Origin of the sequence: Bordetella saccharivorans, from assembly GCF_045862855.1 — a bacterium.
Classification (GTDB): Bacteria; Pseudomonadota; Gammaproteobacteria; order Burkholderiales; family Burkholderiaceae_B; genus Bordetella_A; species Bordetella_A petrii_F.
Map to the genome: position 1 here is coordinate 1127910 of NZ_BAAFZO010000001.1, position 18734 is coordinate 1146643.

General features: G+C 69.0%; 17 protein-coding genes. 3 read left to right on the top strand and 14 right to left on the bottom strand.

Annotated elements, in window-relative coordinates; genetic code table 11:
• Nucleotides 1–35: 35 nt before the first annotated feature.
• The 7 genes from ACKTT0_RS05395 to ACKTT0_RS05425 form a co-directional block, all read right to left on the bottom strand.
• Nucleotides 36–1427, bottom strand: coding sequence for an MmgE/PrpD family protein (locus tag ACKTT0_RS05395; protein WP_407848760.1), 1392 nt, complete (start codon nucleotides 1425–1427; stop codon nucleotides 36–38).
• A 30-nt stretch (nucleotides 1428–1457) separates the two neighbouring features.
• Nucleotides 1458–2657, bottom strand: a complete 1200-nt coding sequence (locus ACKTT0_RS05400; protein WP_407848761.1) for an iron-containing alcohol dehydrogenase family protein — start codon at nucleotides 2655–2657, stop codon at nucleotides 1458–1460.
• A 17-nt stretch (nucleotides 2658–2674) separates the two neighbouring features.
• The gene (locus ACKTT0_RS05405) at nucleotides 2675–3862 is read right to left on the bottom strand and encodes an acyl-CoA dehydrogenase family protein (RefSeq protein WP_289785520.1); all 1188 of its coding nucleotides are present in this window, start codon (nucleotides 3860–3862) and stop codon (nucleotides 2675–2677) included.
• A gap of 56 nt (nucleotides 3863–3918) precedes the next feature.
• The gene (locus ACKTT0_RS05410; RefSeq protein WP_028352883.1) at nucleotides 3919–4695 is read right to left on the bottom strand and encodes an enoyl-CoA hydratase/isomerase family protein; all 777 of its coding nucleotides are present in this window, start codon (nucleotides 4693–4695) and stop codon (nucleotides 3919–3921) included.
• Between the two features lie 29 nt (nucleotides 4696–4724).
• Nucleotides 4725–7175, bottom strand: a complete 2451-nt coding sequence (locus ACKTT0_RS05415; RefSeq protein WP_407848762.1) for a CaiB/BaiF CoA transferase family protein — start codon at nucleotides 7173–7175, stop codon at nucleotides 4725–4727.
• A 54-nt stretch (nucleotides 7176–7229) separates the two neighbouring features.
• The gene (locus tag ACKTT0_RS05420) at nucleotides 7230–8207 is read right to left on the bottom strand and encodes a Bug family tripartite tricarboxylate transporter substrate binding protein (RefSeq protein ID WP_407848763.1); all 978 of its coding nucleotides are present in this window, start codon (nucleotides 8205–8207) and stop codon (nucleotides 7230–7232) included.
• 210 nt (nucleotides 8208–8417) lie between these two features.
• Nucleotides 8418–9239 (bottom strand): AraC family transcriptional regulator, encoded by an 822-nt coding sequence (locus tag ACKTT0_RS05425; protein WP_407848764.1) that lies wholly within the window; start codon nucleotides 9237–9239, stop codon nucleotides 8418–8420.
• Nucleotides 9240–9389: 150 nt separating this feature from the next.
• Here ACKTT0_RS05425 and ACKTT0_RS05430 point away from each other — a divergent pair, with 150 nt between their 5' ends.
• On the top strand, nucleotides 9390–10343 hold the full coding sequence (locus ACKTT0_RS05430; RefSeq protein ID WP_028352886.1) for an alpha/beta fold hydrolase: 954 nt from the start codon (nucleotides 9390–9392) through the stop codon (nucleotides 10341–10343).
• A gap of 108 nt (nucleotides 10344–10451) precedes the next feature.
• On the opposite strand, the gene ACKTT0_RS05435 is transcribed toward ACKTT0_RS05430, so the two are convergent.
• Nucleotides 10452–11474 (bottom strand): zinc-binding alcohol dehydrogenase family protein, encoded by a 1023-nt coding sequence (locus ACKTT0_RS05435; protein WP_407848765.1) that lies wholly within the window; start codon nucleotides 11472–11474, stop codon nucleotides 10452–10454.
• 102 nt (nucleotides 11475–11576) lie between these two features.
• Between ACKTT0_RS05435 and ACKTT0_RS05440 the strand changes: the two genes are divergently transcribed.
• Entirely contained in the window at nucleotides 11577–11972 is a 396-nt protein-coding gene (locus ACKTT0_RS05440) for a winged helix-turn-helix transcriptional regulator (RefSeq protein ID WP_407848766.1), read from the top strand.
• Here ACKTT0_RS05440 and ACKTT0_RS05445 read toward each other — a convergent pair.
• Genes ACKTT0_RS05445 through ACKTT0_RS05465 form a run of 5 tightly spaced genes read right to left on the bottom strand, consistent with a single transcriptional unit; the run spans nucleotide 11950 to nucleotide 16661 of the window.
• Nucleotides 11950–13041 carry an SDR family oxidoreductase gene (locus tag ACKTT0_RS05445; RefSeq protein ID WP_407848768.1) on the bottom strand — a complete coding sequence of 364 codons (1092 nt, stop codon included), beginning with the start codon at nucleotides 13039–13041 and terminating at the stop codon, nucleotides 11950–11952. The two genes, ACKTT0_RS05440 and ACKTT0_RS05445, sit on opposite strands and share 23 nt — an antisense overlap.
• Nucleotides 13042–13048: 7 nt before the next feature.
• The gene (locus ACKTT0_RS05450) at nucleotides 13049–14020 is read right to left on the bottom strand and encodes a tripartite tricarboxylate transporter substrate binding protein (protein ID WP_407848769.1); all 972 of its coding nucleotides are present in this window, start codon (nucleotides 14018–14020) and stop codon (nucleotides 13049–13051) included.
• Entirely contained in the window at nucleotides 14017–14964 is a 948-nt protein-coding gene (locus ACKTT0_RS05455; RefSeq protein ID WP_094807780.1) for an SMP-30/gluconolactonase/LRE family protein, read from the bottom strand. Before ACKTT0_RS05455 ends, ACKTT0_RS05450 begins: the two co-directional genes overlap by 4 nt.
• A 9-nt stretch (nucleotides 14965–14973) precedes the next feature.
• The gene (locus ACKTT0_RS05460; RefSeq protein WP_028352890.1) at nucleotides 14974–15300 is read right to left on the bottom strand and encodes an AtuA-related protein; all 327 of its coding nucleotides are present in this window, start codon (nucleotides 15298–15300) and stop codon (nucleotides 14974–14976) included.
• A 2-nt stretch (nucleotides 15301–15302) separates the two neighbouring features.
• A complete protein-coding gene (locus ACKTT0_RS05465) occupies nucleotides 15303–16661 on the bottom strand; it encodes an acyclic terpene utilization AtuA family protein (protein ID WP_407848770.1) in 1359 nt (452 codons plus the stop codon).
• 123 nt (nucleotides 16662–16784) lie between these two features.
• Between ACKTT0_RS05465 and ACKTT0_RS05470 the strand changes: the two genes are divergently transcribed.
• Nucleotides 16785–17708 (top strand): LysR substrate-binding domain-containing protein, encoded by a 924-nt coding sequence (locus ACKTT0_RS05470; protein WP_407848771.1) that lies wholly within the window; start codon nucleotides 16785–16787, stop codon nucleotides 17706–17708.
• 34 nt (nucleotides 17709–17742) lie between these two features.
• Here the strand turns inward: ACKTT0_RS05470 and ACKTT0_RS05475 are convergent, their stop codons facing one another.
• Nucleotides 17743–18711 carry a Bug family tripartite tricarboxylate transporter substrate binding protein gene (locus ACKTT0_RS05475; protein ID WP_407848772.1) on the bottom strand — a complete coding sequence of 323 codons (969 nt, stop codon included), beginning with the start codon at nucleotides 18709–18711 and terminating at the stop codon, nucleotides 17743–17745.
• Nucleotides 18712–18734 lie beyond the last annotated feature (23 nt).

Below are 18734 nucleotides of genomic sequence, written 5' to 3' on the forward strand. Positions count from 1 at the left end.
TCAACGGTCGCGCGGCCTGGCGTCGGGCACGGTAGTTAATCGATCCCGCCGGCGGCCCGGCGCGGTAGCAGCGCCATCAATGCCGCCGTGGAACCGGACGCGACTTGCATGGCGCTGTCGAAGAACTGGTTCTGCGGGTCGCGATAGCCGCCGAAATCCAGGCAGTCGGCCCATTTGTCGGCCAGTTCGGTATCGGATAGCGGGCTCTGGTGCGAGCCGCGCAGCACGCGCACCTCCTTCTGCACCGTCGTGCCGTCGCGCAGCGCGACCCGGACGATGTTCCAGCGCGGCGCGGCCGGGCCCTGCGCTTCGTGCGTGGTGACGTGTTCCATCAGGGCGCGCACTGCCGGGCGCTGCACGGCCGCGTCGGTGAAGCTGGCGAGCCGCACCTGGCCGTCCAGGGCGGCGGCGGCCATGGCGTACGGCATGCTGAACTTGGCTTCCAGGCCGGTCTGCGGCCGGGGGTGGATCAGCGGCACCATGGCGCGATAGTTCGATTCGACGTGGATGGCTTCGATCTGGCCGGGCTGCAGCGCATGTTCGCGGCGCAGGTCGAGCATGCCGTCGATGGCCCGGTGTGCGGCGTAGCACATCGGGTATTTCTTGATCTCGAGGCCGCTGGCCAGCAGTTCCAGGGGTTCCTGGCCCAGCGTGGCGAGTTCGCCAGCCAGCGATTCGCCGTTGCCGTACAGCGTGGTGAAGCCCTGCGGGCCGTCGAGGGCGTCCGGCGCGGCGTCCATGCCGGCCTCGGCCAGCAGGGCGGCGCGCAGGGCCGAGGCGTTGCAATGGCCGGTCTGGAACGACTTGGCCATGGTGCCGAAGCTGGCGCGGCTGCCCGAGCTCTGCGCGAAGGCCAGGCCGATGGCATGCGCGGTCTGGGCGGCCGACAGCCCCAGCAGGTGGCTGCAGGCGGCGGCGGCGCCCAGCACGCCGATGGTGGTGGTGGCGTGCCAGCCTCGCGCGTAATGGTCGGACACCATGGCGCGGGCGATTTTCACCATGACTTCCAGGCCGACCGCATAGGCGGCCACCAGCCGCCGCCCGGGCAGGTCGCGGGCCTGGCCCAGGGCGAGCAGGGCCGGCAGCATGACGACGCTGGGATGGCCGCGCAGCGGCGAACTCACGTCGTCGAAGTCGAGCACGTGCGCCGCCACGCCGTTGTAGAAGGCCGCGCCGGCCAGCGACGCCGATTCCGGGTGGGTCCAGGCCCGGGCCGCGGGCGCGGCGGCCTCGGCCCGCACGTAGCGCCATGCCGTGGCGCTGGTGGGGTCGCCCGCCGCGGCCAACGCGATGCCGACGGTGTCGATGATGGCGCGCCCGACGCTGCGCTGGGCGGCCGTGGACAGTTGCGCGGAATCGAACGCGGCGCTGAAGCGCGCGATCTGCATCGAAGCCGTGTCGCAAGCAGGTGCCGATTGAGTGGTCATGATTTGCCCGGTAGGTGATGGCGCCCCGTGTCAGTAAGCGTCGTTCAGTACGGCGACAAGGCGCGGCCGGTGCCGCGACAGTTCGCGATGGCGGTCGGCGTTGAAGTTCTGCAGCGCATGGTCGACGACGGCGGGGAACAGGTCCGGCGATACGCCGAAGTCGCGCAGGCGCATGGGGATGCCGAGGCGGGTGAACCACTGCCCGACTGCCTCGCCGATGCGGTCCATGCCGTCCGGCGCGTCTTCGACGCCGATCGAGAGCGCCTGGGCGATGTCCGTGACGGCCTGCGGGCAGAGGCCGCCGAAGTGCCGCACGGCCGGTCCGGTCAGCAAGGCATGGGTGGTGCCCTGGTCGAGCTGGCCGGCCTGGTTGAACAAGGCGGCGCCCAGCGCGTACACGACGCGCGCGATCCAGTGCGCGTCCATCGGGCGTCCGCCGTCGTCCTCGTCGCGGTTCTGCAGCAGCGCCGCGGCGCACATGTCGATGCGCGCCCGGGCGTCCCGCGCGTCGGCCATCCTGGGCAGGGCCGCGCGCGCCAGCGACAGCGCGTGCAGGCGCGAGGCCTGCACCAGCGGGTTGGCCTCGCGCACCGCCCCGGCGTTCATCAAGGCGCGCCAGAAGACCCCCAGCCCGGTGGACCGGGCCAGCGCGGGCGGCGCCGTCAGCAGCGCATCGGCGTCCCAGAATATCGCCGCCGGCCGGGTCTTGGGGTCGAAGAACTCCAGGCGCGGCCCGCCCGCCGTGTCCTTCAGCGCCGCCCCGCCCCGGTGCTGCGCGGAGGTGGCGGCGGTCAGGATGTTGATGATCGGCACCTTGGGCGCGCGCAGCCTGGGGCTGACGGGCGGCTGGCCGGGCGGGTATTGGGTGGCCAGGCTGGCCGGGCTGCCGGACTCGGCCAGCAGGATGGCGACCACGCGCCCGGCCTTCAGCACGCTGCCGGCGCCGATGGCGACCAGGCAGTCGGCGCCGGCGGCGCGCGCCTGCTCGGTGGCCGCGACCACGTCGTCGAGCGGCGCGTCCTTGCCCAGGGCCGTGTAGGCGCCGGCATGGCGCGCCCCGGCCAGGGCCGCGACCCGGTCGAGCAGCGGCGTGCGGGTGGCCACGCTGCGGCCGCATAGCGCGAAGGCGCGGCGCACGCCCAGGCGTTCCAGTTCGCGGGGCAACCGTTCCAATGCGCCCGTCCCGGCATGGATGCGCACTGCCGGCGTGATGGAGCTGAAGGTGTCCATGCTGGCGGCGGCGCGCGTCAGGCGGCCGGCAGGCCGTTCTTGAGCAGGTCGCGCGCGATGACCCAGCGATGGATCTCGCTCGGGCCTTCGACGATGCGCATGACGCGGCACATGCGGGAGATGTATTCCAGCGGCATTTCTTTCGATACGCCCATGCCGCCGAACAACTGGATGGCGCGGTCGGCCACGCGGGCGATCATCTCGGTGCCCTGCAGCTTGACCATCGAGCCGTCCAGGCGCACGTCGCCGCGGCCGTTGTCCATTTTCCAGGCCATCTGGTAGACCACCCAGCGCAGCATCTCGATTTCCTGGTAGCTGTCGGCGATCCACCATTGCACGGCCTGGCGGTCGGCCAGCGGCGCCCCGAAGGTCTTGCGGGTGTTGGCCTGCTCGATCATCATGGTCAGGCAGCGGGTGGCCAGGCCCAGGCAGCGCGAGGCGATCTCCAGCCGGCGCACGCCCAGCCGCTTGGAAATGGGCGCGAATCCGCCGCCCACCTCGCCCAGGACTTGCTCGTCGTCCAGTTCGACGTTGTCGAGCACCACTTCATAGGGGTGGTATTCGCCGATCATGGGGAACGAGGTCGGGATGCTCAGGCCCGGCGTGCCCTTGTCCACCAGGAAGGCGGTATAGGCCGACCGCTTGTCGGCGGACGGGTCGGTGACCGCCATCACGATCATGAAATCCGAACGGCGCGCGTTGCTGATCCAGAGCTTGGTGCCGTTGAGCACCCACTTGCCGTTCTTGCGCTCGGCGCGCGTCTTGATCGCGGCGGCGTCTGAACCGGCGCCGGGCTCCGACAGCGCCAGGCAGCTTTTCTTCTCGCCGCGCGAATAAGGCAGCAAGTAGCGGTCGACCTGGCTGCCCTTGCAGAGCTCCTTCAACAGGAACAGGTTGGGGCTTTCCGGCGGCAGCACGAACGGCACGATGCTGTGCTTGAGCTGCTCGATGACCAGGCACTTGTTCAGCAGGCCGAGGTCCTGGCCGCCGAATTCTTCCGGCACATCGATGCCCCACAACCCGATGTCGCGGGCCTTCTGCTGCAGGCGGGCCTCGACGTCGGGCGGGATGAGCGGCGTATCTTCGTAGCCCCGCTCGGCCTCGCGCCGGATGATGAGCGGCTCGAGCGCGATGAGTTCTTCCTGGACAAAGCGCGCGACGGTGTCGCGCACCATCCGCGACGATTCGGGGAGTTCGAAATCCATTTGACTTCCTGTACGGCCCGCGCCGGCGCGCGGGAAGTTGCGATGAATGGGATGGCTCAGCGGCCGCGATAGACCGGGCTGCGTTTTTCCTGGAATGCCTTGCGGCCCTCGATGCGGTCTTCGGTGTCGCGCAGCAGGCCGAACACGTAGCGCTCGGTGTCGATGGCCGCGGGCAGCGGCATGTCCAGGCCGCTGTGCACCAGCCGCTTGATGGCGCGCACCGACAGCGGCGCGTTGCCGGCGATGCGCTCGGCGATCTGGCGGGCCGCCCCCGGCAAGGCATCGGCGCTGACCACCTGGCTGACCAGGCCCATGCGCAGGGCTTCGCGGGCATCGACCCGGTCGCCGGTCAGCAGCATCAGCAGCGCATTGGACGCGCCGATGGCGCGAGGCAGGCGCTGCGTGCCGCCCGCCCCCGGGATGCTGCCGATACGGACCTCGGACAAGGCGAAGACGGCGTTCTCGGCGGCGATGCGTATGTCGCAAGCCAGCGCGAGCTCCATGCCGCCGCCCATGGCATAGCCGTTCACCGCGCAGATCAAGGGCTTGTCGGTATCCAGGCCGGCCAGCAGGTGGTCGGATTCCGCACGCCCGAAGGTCAGTTCCGCGAAGCTCTCCTGCGGCGGCATGGTTTTTTTCAGGTCTGAACCCGTGCAGAAGGCCTTGTCGCCGGCGCCGGTCAGGATGGCCACGCGGATGGCGTCATCGTGCTTGATGCGCTTCCAGGCCTCGTGCAGTTCGCCGCGCGTTGCGGGATCGATGCTGTTCATCGCCTCGGGACGGTTCAGCGTGATGGTGGCGATGTGGTCTTGTACTTCGAACAGAATGGGCATGATGGGCTCCTGGCAGGGTGGAGGGCGCGTCACGACAGGACGCCGTCCTGCTCCAGCTGGTCGATCTGGTCGTCGCCCAGGCGCAGCAGCTCGCGGCAGATCTGCCGCGTGTGCTGGCCCAGCAAGGGCGCCGGCGACGACGGCGCGGATTGCGCGTGCGAATAGCGATAGGGCGCGCTGTTGTAGGTGCTGGCGCCCACCTCCGGATGGTCCAGGGTGACCCAATGGCGCCGCGCGGCCAGTTGGGGGTCGTGTTCCAGTACGTCGCGCGCGTCCTGGACCGGGCCGCATGGCACCTGGGCGGCCTGCAGCGCGCGGGCCAGTTCCAGGGCGTCGCGCTGCGCCGTGGCGCGGCCGATGGCCGCGTCGATCGACGCTTGGTCGGCCAGCCGCCCGGCCATGGTCGCCCACTGCGACCGGGCCGGCAGGCCCAGCAGGCCGGCCAGCGCCAGCCATTGGGCGTCCGTGCACACGGCGATGGCGATCCAGCGGTCCGCGCCGGCGCAGGGGTACACGCCGTGCGGCGCCCGTTCGGGGTGCGTGTTGCCGGCCCGCTGCTCGACCACGCCGTTGACGAAGTAGTTCATCAGGGACGGCCCCAGCATGGCCAGGGTGGGCTCCATCTGGGCCAGGTCTATCATCTGCCCCGCGCCGGCGCGCCGCTGGTGGCGCAGGGCCGCGAGAATCGCAAACGCGGCATGGCCGGGGTTGGGGATGTGGTCCGGGTAGTTGGTGCCGGTGCCGGCGGGCTCGCGGTCGGGCAAGCCGGTCAGGTGCATGAACCCGGTCAGCGCGGCGATGGTCAGGCCGTATCCCAGGTCCTTGGCCGCCGGCCCGCTGGCGCCCTGCATCGACATGGAAGCGAACACCAGGTCCGGGCGCACGGCGCGCAGGCTCTCATAGCCCAAGCCGAGCTTGTCCATGACGCCCGGCGTGAAGTTGTTGGACACCAGTTGCGCGTCGGCGATCAGTTGCTTCACCAGTTGCAGGCCGCGGTCTTCCTTGACGTTGACGGTGACGCTGCGCTTGCTGGAGTTCCGGTCGGCGAAGTAGCCGCTGCGGTTGACGCCCGCGATGCCGTCCTTGAACGGCTTGGTGATGCGCAGGGTGTCCAGGCGCTGGGAGCTCTCGATCTTGATGACGTCCGCGCCCAGGTCGGCCAGGATCTTGGTGGTGTACGAGCCGGCCCCGATCCAGGAAAAGTCGATGACCCGCAGGCCCGCCAGGAGGCGCCGCTGCGTTGCCGCGCCCGCGCCGTCCGCCCGCGCGGGCGCGCGCTCGCCGGCCGCGAGCCAGGCCCGGATTTCCGCGTTGTGCTGGCCCAGCCCGGGCGCCGCGCGCTCCAGGCGCCATGGGGTGGCGCCCAGTTGGTACGGCGCGCCGGGCATGCGCAGGCGCTTGCCCTGCCGGCCGACCGTCTCGACGAAGTAGTTGCGGTACTCGCGCTGCGGGTCGCGCGCGATATCGCTGGCGTCGCAGATCGGCGCGATCGGTATACGCTGGGCGCGGCCCTTGGCTTGCAGCTCGGCCTTGGTATGCGCCAGCGCGAACGGCGCGAACACCTCCTGGAACAGCTGCTTGGCGGCATCGGTCGCCAGGTAGGCCTGGTCGCTCCAGCATGCGTCGCGAAAGCGCGTGGCGCCTTGCAGGCCTTCGCTGATCAGCCATTCGGTGGTGATGCCCCAAAAGCGGTTGCTGCCGATGCCGCCGGCCATCAGGTACACATAGCCGTCCTTGCAGCGGAAGGCGCCGGTCCCCGCCAGCCGCTGGGTGCCCGCATTGCGCTTGCGTATGGTGCCTTCCAGGTCGTAGAACTGCACGGCGTTCTCGAGGCCCATCACGACGCATTCCTGCATCGATACGTCCACGTGCTGCCCCTGCCCGCTGGTTTCGGCGTCGTACACGGCCGCCAGGGACGCCACCGCCGCGAACAGGTTGGCCGCGCCGACGGCCTGCTCCCCGCAGGCGACCATGGGCGCACTGTCCACATAGCCGGCCAGGTACATCATGCCGCCCATCGCCATCGCCGTCAGGTCGGTGGCCAGCCATTCGGCATAGGGGCCTTCCTGGCCGAACGGAGTAATGCTGGTCAGGACGATCGCGGGATTGGCGGCGCGCAGTTCCGCGTAGCCGAGGCCGCGCCGGCGCATGACGCCCGGCATCTCGCTTTCGATGACGACGTCGGCCCGCTGCACGAGCTGCAGGAAGGTCGCGCGATCCCCGGACTGGTCCAGGTCCAGCACGACGCTGCGCTTGTTGGTGTTCTCGTACTGGTACTTCAGGCTGGCATCGGGCGTGCTGTCGCCGTGCACGTACGGGCCGACATGCCGCGTGGGCGCGCCGCCCGGCGGCTCCACCAGGATGACGTCGGCGCCCAGGTCGGCGTAGAGCTTGCCGCAGTAATTGCCGAGCGGCCCGGCGAGGTCGAGAACGGTGATCCCCTCCAGCGCGCGCGGAGGGGTGGCGGTTGATTTCTGCATCGGGGATACGGCTGTCTGGGGTGGCGTGAAGCGGGGCTGGCGGGGCGAGGCGGGTTATTGCATCTGGTAGATGCCGGCCTTCTTGGCCAGGTCGCGCCATTTGACGAGGTTCTTCTCGACGCTCTCCTGCATCTCTTGCGGAGTGCTGGCGATGACGGCGTAGCCTTGCCGCTCCAGTTCCTGGCGATGGCCCTGCAGGGCTTTCACGATGGCGGCGTTGAGGGTGCGGACGATGGCCGGATCGGCGTTGGCCGGCATGTTGAAGCCGTACCAGGTGTCCGAGTCGTAGCCCTTCAGGCCGATTTCGTCGAAGGTGCGCACGTCGGGCAGCGCCGGGCTGCGCGCCAGGCTGCCGATGCCCAGCAGGCGCAGCTTGCCCTGGTCGGCCAGGTCCTTGGCCGAGGCGCTTTGCACGAACATCAGGTCGATGTGCCCGCCCAGCAGGTCCGCCATCGCCGGGGCGCCGCCGCGATACGGCACATGGGTGATCTCGACGCCCGCCATGTCCTTCATCAGCTCGCCGGCCATGTGCTGCGAACTGCCCACGCCCGCGGAACCATAGGAAAGCTCATTGGGGTGCGACTTGGCGTACGCGATCAGGTCTTCCATCGACTTGAACGGCGAGTTCTGCGTAACGGCCAGCACCAGCGGCGCGGCCACCGCGATCGACAGCGGCGAAAAGTCCTTCAATGAGTCGTAGTTCAGGGTCTTGTAGATGGACGGATTGACGGACAGCATGCCGTCCGTGGTCAGCATCCAGGTGTAGCCGTCGGGCTTCTGGCGCTTCACGTGGTCGGACGCGATGGTGCCGCCCGCGCCGGCCCGGTTCTCGACAATGACGGGCTGCTTCAGGTCTTCGGCCACCGACTGGCCGACCATGCGCGCCAGCGTGTCGGTGCTGGCGCCCGCGGCATAGGGCACCACCAGCTTCATGGGCTCCGAGGGAAAGCCGGCGGCGACGCTGGCGCCGCCGCCGGCAAGCGCCAGCGTGGACGCGAGAAAGACTTGGCGTATGAATCTTGGGGTCTGCATGTTGTCTCCTGGGCTGTTCTGGGGGGCCGACGGCCAGGCCGCATCGTATGCAGTCCCCCCTTGGCAGGCAATGGCGAAACGTCCACTATGTGAAATCCTACTGGCGATTTCGCCAGCACCTGGCGGAACTCAGCGAACTTTGCTCACCATGTGGACCATTTATGTCGCCGGCCTGCCGCGGCGCGCCCGCAATTCCCCGCGCGGGCGCCGCTATGAATAACTGGCTCGCCACTCCCGCGGCGACTGTCCCGACTGCGCCTTGAACGCGCGGGACAGCGCGGCTTCGCTGCCGTATCCCACCTCGGCGGCGATGATCTTCAAGGGGCGGCCGCGGCGCAACGCCTTCTGCGCCAGCCGCACCCGCCAGCCTTGCAGATACTGTCCTGGCGTCAGGCCGACCTTGTCGCGGAAGGTAGTGGCGAACACGCTGCGCGACATGCCGGCGGCATTCGCCAGTTCGTCCAGGGTCCAGTCCCGCGCCGGCACTTCGTGCATCGCCACCAGCGCGTTGCGCAGGCGCGGATGCGACAGGCCGGACAGCAGGCCGCCATGCACCGCGCCGCTTTCCATCAACTGGCGCAGGACCTGGATCATCACCACTTCGAACAGCCGCTCGATCAGCGCGACGCGGCCGCAGCGCTGTTCGAAGGCTTCCTCGAACAGCAGCGCCAGCACCGGCTCGGCGCCTGCGATGTCTTCGAGCGGCAGGCAGACCACGTCCGGCAGCGCCGCGGCGATCGGATTGCCCGCGCCGCCCTCGAATGACAGGTTCGCGCACACCATGTCCGCGCCGCGCGCCGGGTCGGTGACGAAGTGATGCGTCAGGGGCCGCGGGAACAACAGCAGGCTGGGACGCTCGACCTGCAGCAAGCCCGTGCCGTAGCGCACCTCAACCGAGCCGCTGCGCACCAGGTGCAGCTGTCCGTGCGCGCCATCGCTGTGCACCGTGTTGAGGCCGCACAGCGCGCCCGTGTTGAACACCTGGGCGTTCACCGGGAAATGCGCCATCAATGCCGCGAGCCGGTCAGCCATGGCAGTACTCCTGATCAAGTTTTCCGTATTTTACGTCACCCGGAGTTTCGCCTGGGCGCGCAGAATGCGTCTTACCGGGTCCACCCGCCCGGCCAGCCCACTGATTCGGAAACCCTTCCCCGTCCTCTACGCAACTCAGGAGTTACTGCCATGAAAACCACCACCCGCACCATCGCCGCCGGCCTGCTGGCGGCTTCCCTGCAAGCCGGCGCCGCCGAGCACGCCTCGCAACCCGCCTCGCCCGCGCAAATCGCCGCGCGCGCCACGGTAGACGGCAACTACATCGTCACGGCCGACGGCGTGCGCCTGTACTACAAGGACTGGGGCCCGAAGGATGGCCCGGTCGTCACCCTCAGCCACGGATGGCCGCTCAGTTCGGATAGCTGGGAATCGCAGATGATCTTCCTGGCCGACCATGGCTACCGGGTGATCGCCCACGACCGGCGCGGTCATGGACGGTCCAGCCAGCCCTGGGACGGCAACGACATGGACCACTACGCCGACGATCTCGCCGCCGTGATCACCGCCCTCGACGTGAAGGATGTCACCGCGGTGGGGTTTTCCACCGGCGGCGGCGAAGTGGCGCGCTATATCGGCCGCCACGGCACCAGCCGGATCAAGAAGGCCGTGCTGGTCAGCGCCGTGCCGCCGTTGATGCTGCGCACGGCGGACAATCCGAACGGGCTGCCGCTGGAAGTCTTCGACGGCATCCGCAAGGCCTCGCTGGAGAACCGCTCGCAGCTGTACCTGGACCTCGCGTCCGGCCCGTTCTACGGCTTCAACCGTCCCGGCGCCAAGGTCTCGCAAGGCCTGGTCAACAGCTGGTGGGCGCAGGGCATGCAGGCCGGCCACAAGAACACCTACGACTCCATCGCCGCCTTCTCGGCCACGGATTTCCGCGCGGACCTGAAGAAGTTCGACGTGCCCACCTTGGTGATCCACGGCGATGACGACCAGATCGTGCCGCTCGACATTTCCGGCAAGGCGTCGGCCGCGCAGATCAAGGGGGCGAAGCTGATCGTCTACCCCGGCGCGCCGCATGGCCTGACCGACACCCACAAGGCGCGCTTCAATCAGGACCTGCTGGATTTCCTCGAGGACTGAGCCGGCCGCCAGGCGCTACCGGCCGCGGGAGGATGTCCCGTGGTCGTTCGCGGCCCGCGCCCTGTTGCGAACCCGGCAACAGGGCGCGGGCTTCGGCCTTGTGCCCGGCTATTGCGGCGCGAACCCGGCCAGCGTGATCTTGCCGATAGCCTGGCCGCTCTCCAGCAGCGCATGGGCCTGGCGCAGGTTGTGCGCGTTGATCGTCCCCAGCGACTGGGCATGGGTCGAGGCGATCTTGCCCTGGTCGGCCAGCCCGGCCACCTCGCGCAGGATCTCCTGCTGGCGGGCGATGTCGGCGGTTCCCAGCAGCGGCCGGGTGAACATGAATTCCCAATGGATCGACAGGCTCTTGCGCTTGAGCGGCAAGATGTCGAGCGACTTCGGGTCGTCGATGAGCGCGATGCGCCCCTGCGGGGCGATCAGCGCCGCGATGTCGCCGAGGTAGCGGTCGGTATGCGTAGTGGAAAAGACGAAGGCCGGCGCGCCCAGGCCCAGGGCTTCGACCTGCGGGGCCAGCGGCTGGCGGTGGTCGATGACGTGATGGGCGCCCAGCCTGGTGACCCATGCGACGCTCTCCGGCCGCGAGGCGGTCGCGATGACGGTCAGGCCGGTCAGGGCGCGCGCCAGCTGGATGGTGATGGAGCCGACGCCGCCGGCCCCGCCGATCACCACGATGGCATCGGCCGCGCCCGCCACGGGCTGCCCGACCCGCAAGCGGTCGAACAAGGTCTCCCAGGCGGTCAGCGCGGTGAGCGGCAGCGCCGCGGCCTGTTCGTCGCCGAGCGTGGCCGGCGCATGGGCGGCGATGCGCGCGTCCACCGCCTGCAGCTCGGCGCAAGAGCCCTGCCGGTCGATCGCGCCCGCATAGAACACCCGGTCGCCGGGCTTGAATCCCGTCACGCGGGCACCGACCGCGCGTACGCGGCCCACGGCATCCCAGCCCGGAACGCGCCAGGCGCCGGCGGCGGGCTGCGCGGACGCGCGCACCTTGGTATCGACGGGATTGACGGCGATAGCCTGCACTTCGACCAGCAGGTCGTGTTCGCCGTAGTCAGGGTCGGGCAGGTCGAGGTCGACCAGGGCGCGGGGATCGGCAATCGGTAGCGGTTGGTTGAAACCGACGGCTTTCATGGCGTGCTCCATTCAGTGAATAATGGATGCCATTTTTGCCGTTATTGCCGGTTTTGGTAAGAACGCACATATTTTGCATATAGTGTCGAAAAAGGTACTGTCATGGCCCGCACCCCGCATCAATCCTTCACCTGCGCCGCCGGTTGCACGGTCGAGGCCACGCTCAACCTGATCGGCGGCAAGTGGAAAGGCGTCATCCTGTACCGCCTGCTCACCGAACAGGTACTGCGCTTCAACGAACTGCGCCGCCTGCTGCCCAGCATCACCCAGCGCATGCTCACCAACCAGCTGCGCGAGCTGGAAGGCGACGGCCTGATCACCCGCAAGGTCTATCCCGAGGTGCCGCCCAAGGTGGAGTACCGCCTGAGCAAGTACGGCCAGACGCTGGCCCCGGTCATCCATGCGCTGAAGGCGTGGGGCGACGCCCATATCCAGGGCGGCGCGCGCCAGGCCCAGGGCCGGCAGGAGGCCATGCTCAGGCGCCCGGCGCCGGGATGATCTTGCGGTCGGCCAGCACCCGCAGCCAATGGTGTACGCATTCTTCGGTGTCGTAGACCTGCGTGAAGCCCGCCTGCTTGATCTTCACGGTGCTGACGAAGGCGGGCGCGGGCGCGGCGCGCAGGCCATAGCCGAATCGCGCGTCGGCCGAGTAATGCGACTGGCCCAGCAGTTCCTCCATGCCGAGCGGCCGCAGCCCGTGCTTCTTGACGATCTGCGCCCACAGCGCCGCGCGGCTGGGCAGGTACTCGGCCAGGCACAGGGGCTGGTCCGGGCCCGGCTCGACTTGCAGCAAGGCGGCCAGGCCAGGCCACAGATCGCGCCAGCTGAAGACTTCGCCGTTGGTCAGGTTGTAGTGCTCACCCCAGGCGCGCGGGTTGCCGGCCGCCCAGACGGCGGCGTCGCCGATCAGGCGCGCGTCCACCGCTTCGCGCGGGTACGGGATGTGGCCGGGATAGCTGAACGCCCTGCCCTCTTCCCGGCACAGCGCGGCATACACGCCGATGACCGGGATGGTGTTCATGGCCACGCCCACGTTGGGCCCCAGCACGATGGCGGGACGGAAAATGGTCCAGCCGAAGCCGTGTTGGCCGGCCTGCTCGCGGATGTAGTCTTCCTGGAACCAGTATGAATTCGGATGGTCGTCGCGCGGCTCGCGCTCGCGCGCGGGGATGCGGATGGGATGCAGGTGGACGCCGTACGCCTTGGTGCCCTGCAGCAGCGTGACATGCCGCAGGTGCGCCGCGCGGGCCAGCGGCTCGATCACGTTCTTGATCATGGCCAGGTTGGTGGCCATTTGTTCCGGGTCCCGCCAGCCGGCGATCAGGGTCGGCTTTTCGTAGACCGCGGCGTAGACCACGTGGCTCACTTGCGGCAAGCGCCCGAAGGCGGCCTGGCAGGCGGCGGCGTCCTGCAGGTCGACGGGCAAGTGCGTGAACGGCCGCTCGCTGAAGACTTCGGGACGGCGCCGCGAAACCGCGACCACATCCCAGCCCGCGTTCAGGAACGAATCGACCGCCGCGGTGCCCACCAGGCCGCTGGCGCCGGTAATCAGTACGGTGCGAGACATGGCCGCGTCAATCCATGACCAGGTTGATCTGCTTGAACAGCGCCTTGAAGCGCTCGAACTCGTCGCGTATGCGCTGGCCGAACGCGGCGCGGCTGTCCGAGGCCGCCACGATGCCCAGGCTGGCGAACTTCGCCTGCACGTCGGGGCTGGCCACCGCCTTGGCGATTTCGTGGTGCAGGCGGTCCAGGATCTCGGTGGGCGTGCCGGCCGGCGCCACGATGCCATACCAGGCCACGCTCTCGGCGCCCGGCAGACCGGCCTCGGCCACCGTGGGCACGTCGGGCAGCAGCGGCGAGCGCTTCGCGTCGGCGACCGCGATGGCGCGCAGCTGGCCGGATTTCACGAACGACAGGATCGGCGGCACGCCGCTGATGACGATCTGGGTGCGGCCGCCCAGCGTGTCGGTGATGGCCTCGCTGTTGCCCTTGTAGGGCACGTGCAGGATGCGGGTCTTCGACAGGTGCTGGAACAGCTCGCCGGCGATGTGGCCGCTGGTGCCGACGCCGGCCGACGCGAAGCTGACCTTGTCGGGGTTGGCCTTGATGTAGGCGATCAGTTCCTGCAGGTTCTGTACCGGCAGCGACGGATTGACCAGGATGACGTTGGGGCCGGTGGCGATCAGGGCGACCGGCGCCAGGTCCTTCATGGAGTCGTAGGGCATCCGGGACCGCGCGTTCGGGTTGACGGTAATGGGTCCGGCGGAGGCGAAGCCGATGGTGTAGCCGTCCTTGTCGGCCTTGGCGACGATGTCGGTGCCCAGGTCGCCGCCGGCGCCCGGCTTGTTCTCGACGATCACGGGCTGGCCCAGTTGCTCGGACAGCGGCTTGGCCACCAGGCGGGCGATGATGTCGATGGAGCTGCCGGGGCCATAGGTGGCGATCAGGCGGATGGGGCGCGCGGGCCAGGTGGTGGCCGCCTGGACGGCGGCCGCCGTGGCCAGGCCGAGGGCCAGGCCGGCGATCAAGCGGTGCAGCTTCATGATGTTGTCTCCTGAGGATGTGCTGTGCTTGGCATGTGGGAATACATCGGCTTGCCGGGATGCGGCAGGCGCGCGCGCAGGATGACGCCCTGCTCCGCTTCGGTGATGTACAGGCTGCGCCCGTCGTCGCCGCCGAACGCGACGTTGGTGGTCCGCAGGCCGGCGCAGGAACGGATGCGGTACAGCGGCTCGCCCAGTGGGCTGAACAGCCACACCGTGCCGGCCTGGGCATGCACGATGGCGAGGTTGCCGGCCTCGTCCAGCGCCAGGCCGTCGGGGCCGGCGGTGCTGCCCGACAACTGGATGAAGCGGCTGGCCTTCTTCATGGCGCCGCCGGGCTCCAGGCGCAGGGCGTAGATGGCGTTGTCGTGCGTGATGGCGACGTACAGCACGTTCTCCGCCCGGTTCAGCACCAGCCCGTTGGGGCCGGCCAGGCCGTCCATCAGCAGGTCCACGGTCTTGCCGTCGGCGCGCAGGCGGAACACGCGGCCGGTGGGGTTTTCCAGCGCGCTCTCGCCCTGGTCGGTGAAGTACAGGTCGCCGTTGGCGGCGAAGAACAAGTCGTTCAGGCCGCGCAGCCCTTCGCGCTGCACGTGCTGCAGGTAGGGCCGGATGGTGCGGGCCGCGGGGTCGACCAGCATCAGGCCGTGCAGATGATCGGCCACGAAGATGCGCCCGTCCTGGTGGATCTTCAGGCCGTTGGGTTCGCCCTCGTAGCGCACCACCACCTCGAAGTTGCCGGCCGGGTCCACCCGCAGGATGCGGCCGTGCGCCAGGTCCACGCACCAGAGGTTGCCGGCGCGGTCGAAGGCCGGCCCCTCCAGGAACGAGTGCATCTTCACATGGCGCGCGGCCAGCCAGGTGGACGGCTGGTCCGTCAGGTACAGCGATTCCGGCAGGCGGGCGAATATCTCGGTGGGCAAGGGTTCTGCGGGAGGATACATATCGGCCTCTCAGGATTGCGCGGCGCCGCCGGGCAGTTCGATGCCCAGCATCAGCGCGCTCAGCGACTTGCCATGCGGGTCGAGCCGCAAGGAACGCGTCACGCCGCCGGCCAGCACATTGGGAATGACGAAATTCAGCGCCTTCAGGCTGGCCACCTCGTAGCGCCTGACCGCCCCCGCCCCCAGGTGGGCGAAGGCCTGCTCGACGCGCGCGGCGGTCAGTTGCTGGCGCAGCACCTGCCAGCCGGCATCGTCGTAGGCAATGACGGCGATGCTGGAAGTATTGCCCTTGTCGCCGGCGCGCGCATGCGCCAGTTCGTAGACCAGGATGCCCATCGCTATGCCCCCGCCATGATCACTTGCGGGACGACCCAGTTGCGCGGGATCAGCACCGCGTCCACGGCGATGATTTCCTTGGCGCCCAGGTTGACCGGGCCGCCCGCGCCGTAAGGCCCCTGCATGTTCAGTTGCCGCACATGATCGCCCAGCAGGTGGGCGCTCTTCTTGTCGGGGCAGCGCGCCGCCACGCGCAGCCGCACTTCATAGGGTTGGCCGGCCAGCGCCGCCGGATGGCTGCCGTGCAGGCTGGTGACGCCGATCAGGTCGACCTGGATTTCGCTGGCGACGCCGCCATCGAGCCGGAAGCGCTCTTTCACCGTCTCGGCCGCCAGCTGCGCGCGCGCCACCGCGTTGACACCGGCGTAGGCCACTTCGCCGGTGCCGATCCAGCCGTCGAAGTAGCCCACCACCACTTTGTAGCTGTCGGTGCGCGGCCGGGCATGGATGCCCCGCACGGCCACGCGGTCCGGCGACAGCGCCTCGAAATGCAGGCCGTCCAGGCTCAGCACGCAATCCGGCGTGATGTAGGCGTCGGGATCGTGGATCTCGTACAGCGCCTGCTCGGTGCAGGTCATGCGGTCCAGCCGGCCGCCGGAGCCGTCCGGCTTGCCGATGAACAGTTCGCCGTCGGGGTACAGGTCGGCATAGGGGTAAGGCAGCTCGGCCAGGCGCGGCACGTCTTTCTTGCCCGGGTCGGCGAAATAGCCGCCGGTGACCTGGGCCGAGCATTCCAGCAAGTGACCCATGATCGTGCCGGCCGCCACGCGCGGCAGGTCGTCATAGGCCCATTGGTGGTGGTGCAGCGCCACGCCCAGGAACAGCGAGGGGTCGGCCACGCGGCCGGTCATCACCACGTGGGCGCCGGTGGCCAGGGCGTCGCGCACGACGTCGGCGCCCAGGTAGGCATTGGCCGAGGCCAGCCGGGGCAGGATGTGCTCCAGCGGCAGGCCACGGTCCATCAACTGCAGTTCCGGATGCGTGCGCACGCGGTCGATCACGTCGTCGCCCACCACCGCCGCGCATTGCAGGTCGCGCCAGCCCTGTTCGCGGCCGATCTCCAGGGCCGCCTGCGCGGCGCCGGCCGGATTGGCCGCGCCCATGTTGGACACCAGCCGCACCCCCTTGCGCCGGCACAGCGGCAGGAAGGCGCGCATGCGTTCTTCCAGCATCGGGTTGTAGCCGCGCGCGCCATCGTGGCGGCGCGACAGGGTTTCCCTGGCGATGGTGCGCTCGGCCAGGCATTCGCACACCAGATAGTCCAGGTCGCACTGTTCCAGCAACTGCAGCGCCGGGCCGATGCGGTCGTCGGCCATGCCGGCCCCGACTCCGACGCGCAGGCGCCTGTGCGGCTCGTTCATGCTTGTCTCCGTACGGCCGCGCCCGCCCCACTGGCGACGCAGCGCTTGCAGGCAGTATGCGCAAGGATGCCTAATGTTCAAAATGATATATTCATATCTCGGTGATAACTTTTGTGCATTACCATGGCAAGCCCGCGGCTAACCCTCACCATCTCCGAACTGGAAGCCGTGCTGCTGGTGGCGGAGACGCGCAATTTCCGCATGGCGGCCGAGCAGGCGCACGTCTCGCAGCCGGCCCTCAGCCGGCGCATCCAGGCGGCCGAGCAGAAGCTCAATGCCCGGCTGTTCGACCGCGACAAGCACGGTGTGGCGCTTACCGATGCCGGCGCGGAACTGGTGCCGATCGCCCAGCGCATGCTGTCCGAGTTCCGCGATTCGCTCAGCGACCTGTCCGAATTCATCGCCGGCCGGCGCGGCAGCGTCAACATCTGGGCCCTGCCGTCGGTGGCGGCCGCCGTGCTGCCCCCGGTCGCCCAGGCGCTGCAACGATCGCATCCGCACATCCGTCTGGTGATCCAGGCGGCCTCGGCACGCCAGGTGACCCAGGCCGTGGCCGAAGGCAAGGCGGACCTGGGCATTTCCGTCGAGATCGCCGGCCAGCCCGCGGATGTCGAGTTCGCCCTGCTGCTGAAGGAGAAGTTCGTCCTGATCTGCCCCATCGACGACCCGCTGGCGCGCAAGAAGAAAGTGGACTGGAGCGTGTTCGCGAGCCGGCCGTTCGTGGCCAGCGGGCCGGCCAGCAGCATCCGGGTGGTGACGGACCGGATACTGGCTGCCTCGGGCCGCGTCGCGGAAGCGAACTACGTGGCCGACAATATTTCGGTCGTGGGAGCGATGGTGGCCGCCGGGGTAGGCGTGGCGGCGGTGCCGCAACTGGCGCTGCGCCTGATGGACACGGCGCGCCTGCGCAGCGTGGCCCTGCATGCGCCGGTCGCCACCCGCGAGATCGGCATCTTGATGAAGAAGCGGCGCTCTTTGTCGGCGGCGGCGCTACGGTTCGTAAGCGTATTGCAACAAGTCAGCGGCGAGATTGCCAAGGCACAATAGCCCACCAATAAAAACACTGCCTGTCGCGCGCGGCTCAATCGACCGTGGCCCCGGAGGCGCGCACCAGCACCGCCCACTTTTCGGCATCCGCGCGGATGCGGCCGGCGAACTCCTCGGGCGTGCCCGATAGCGACGCGGCGCCCAACTGCACCAGCCTGGCCTGCAGTGTCGCATCCTTGCCCATGCGCATCATCTCGGCCGACAGGCGGTCGACGATGTCCTGCGGCATGCCGCGCGGGCCCACCACGCCGAACCAGACGTCGGCCACATAGCCCTTGACGCCGGCTTCGTCCATGGTGGGCACGTCGGGCAGTTGCGGGGCGCGGGTCTGGCTGGTGACGGCCAGGGCGCGCAATTTACCGGCCTTCACGTACGGCAGAGACCCGGGGAAGTTGTCGAACATCAGCTGCAGCTGGTTGGACAGCAGGTCGGCCATGGCCGGGCCGCTGCCCTTGTAGGGCACGTGCATGATGTCGACCTGGGCCATCGACTTGAACAGCTCGCCCGACAGGTGGTTGGTGGTGCCGTTGCCGGCCGACCCCATGTTCAGCTTGCCCGGATTCTGTCGGGCATAGGCGATCAGTTCCTGCACGTTGTTGGCCGGCACGGCCGGGTTCACCACCAGGATGTTGGGCACGCCGGCGAACAGGCCCAGGGGCGTGAAGTCCTTGTCGATATCGAAAGGCAGCTGCTTGTACAGCGAGCCGTTGATGGATTGGGTACCGACCGTGCCGAACAGCAAGGTATAACCGTCGGCCGGCGCCTTGGCCACCACGTCCGAGCCGATGACGCCGCCCGCGCCCGGCCGGTTCTCGACCACCACCTGCCGTCCCAGGCTATCGGCCAGGCGCTCCGCGAATACGCGGCCGAGCAGGTCGGTGGTGCCGCCCGGCGGGAACGGCACGACCAGGCGGATGGGGCGGTCCGGGTACGCGCCTGCCTGCGCGCCGGCGGCGGCGACGGACAGTACGGCAATCGACAACATGCGGATGATGGCTTTCATGATGATTCCCCTTGTTTGATGTT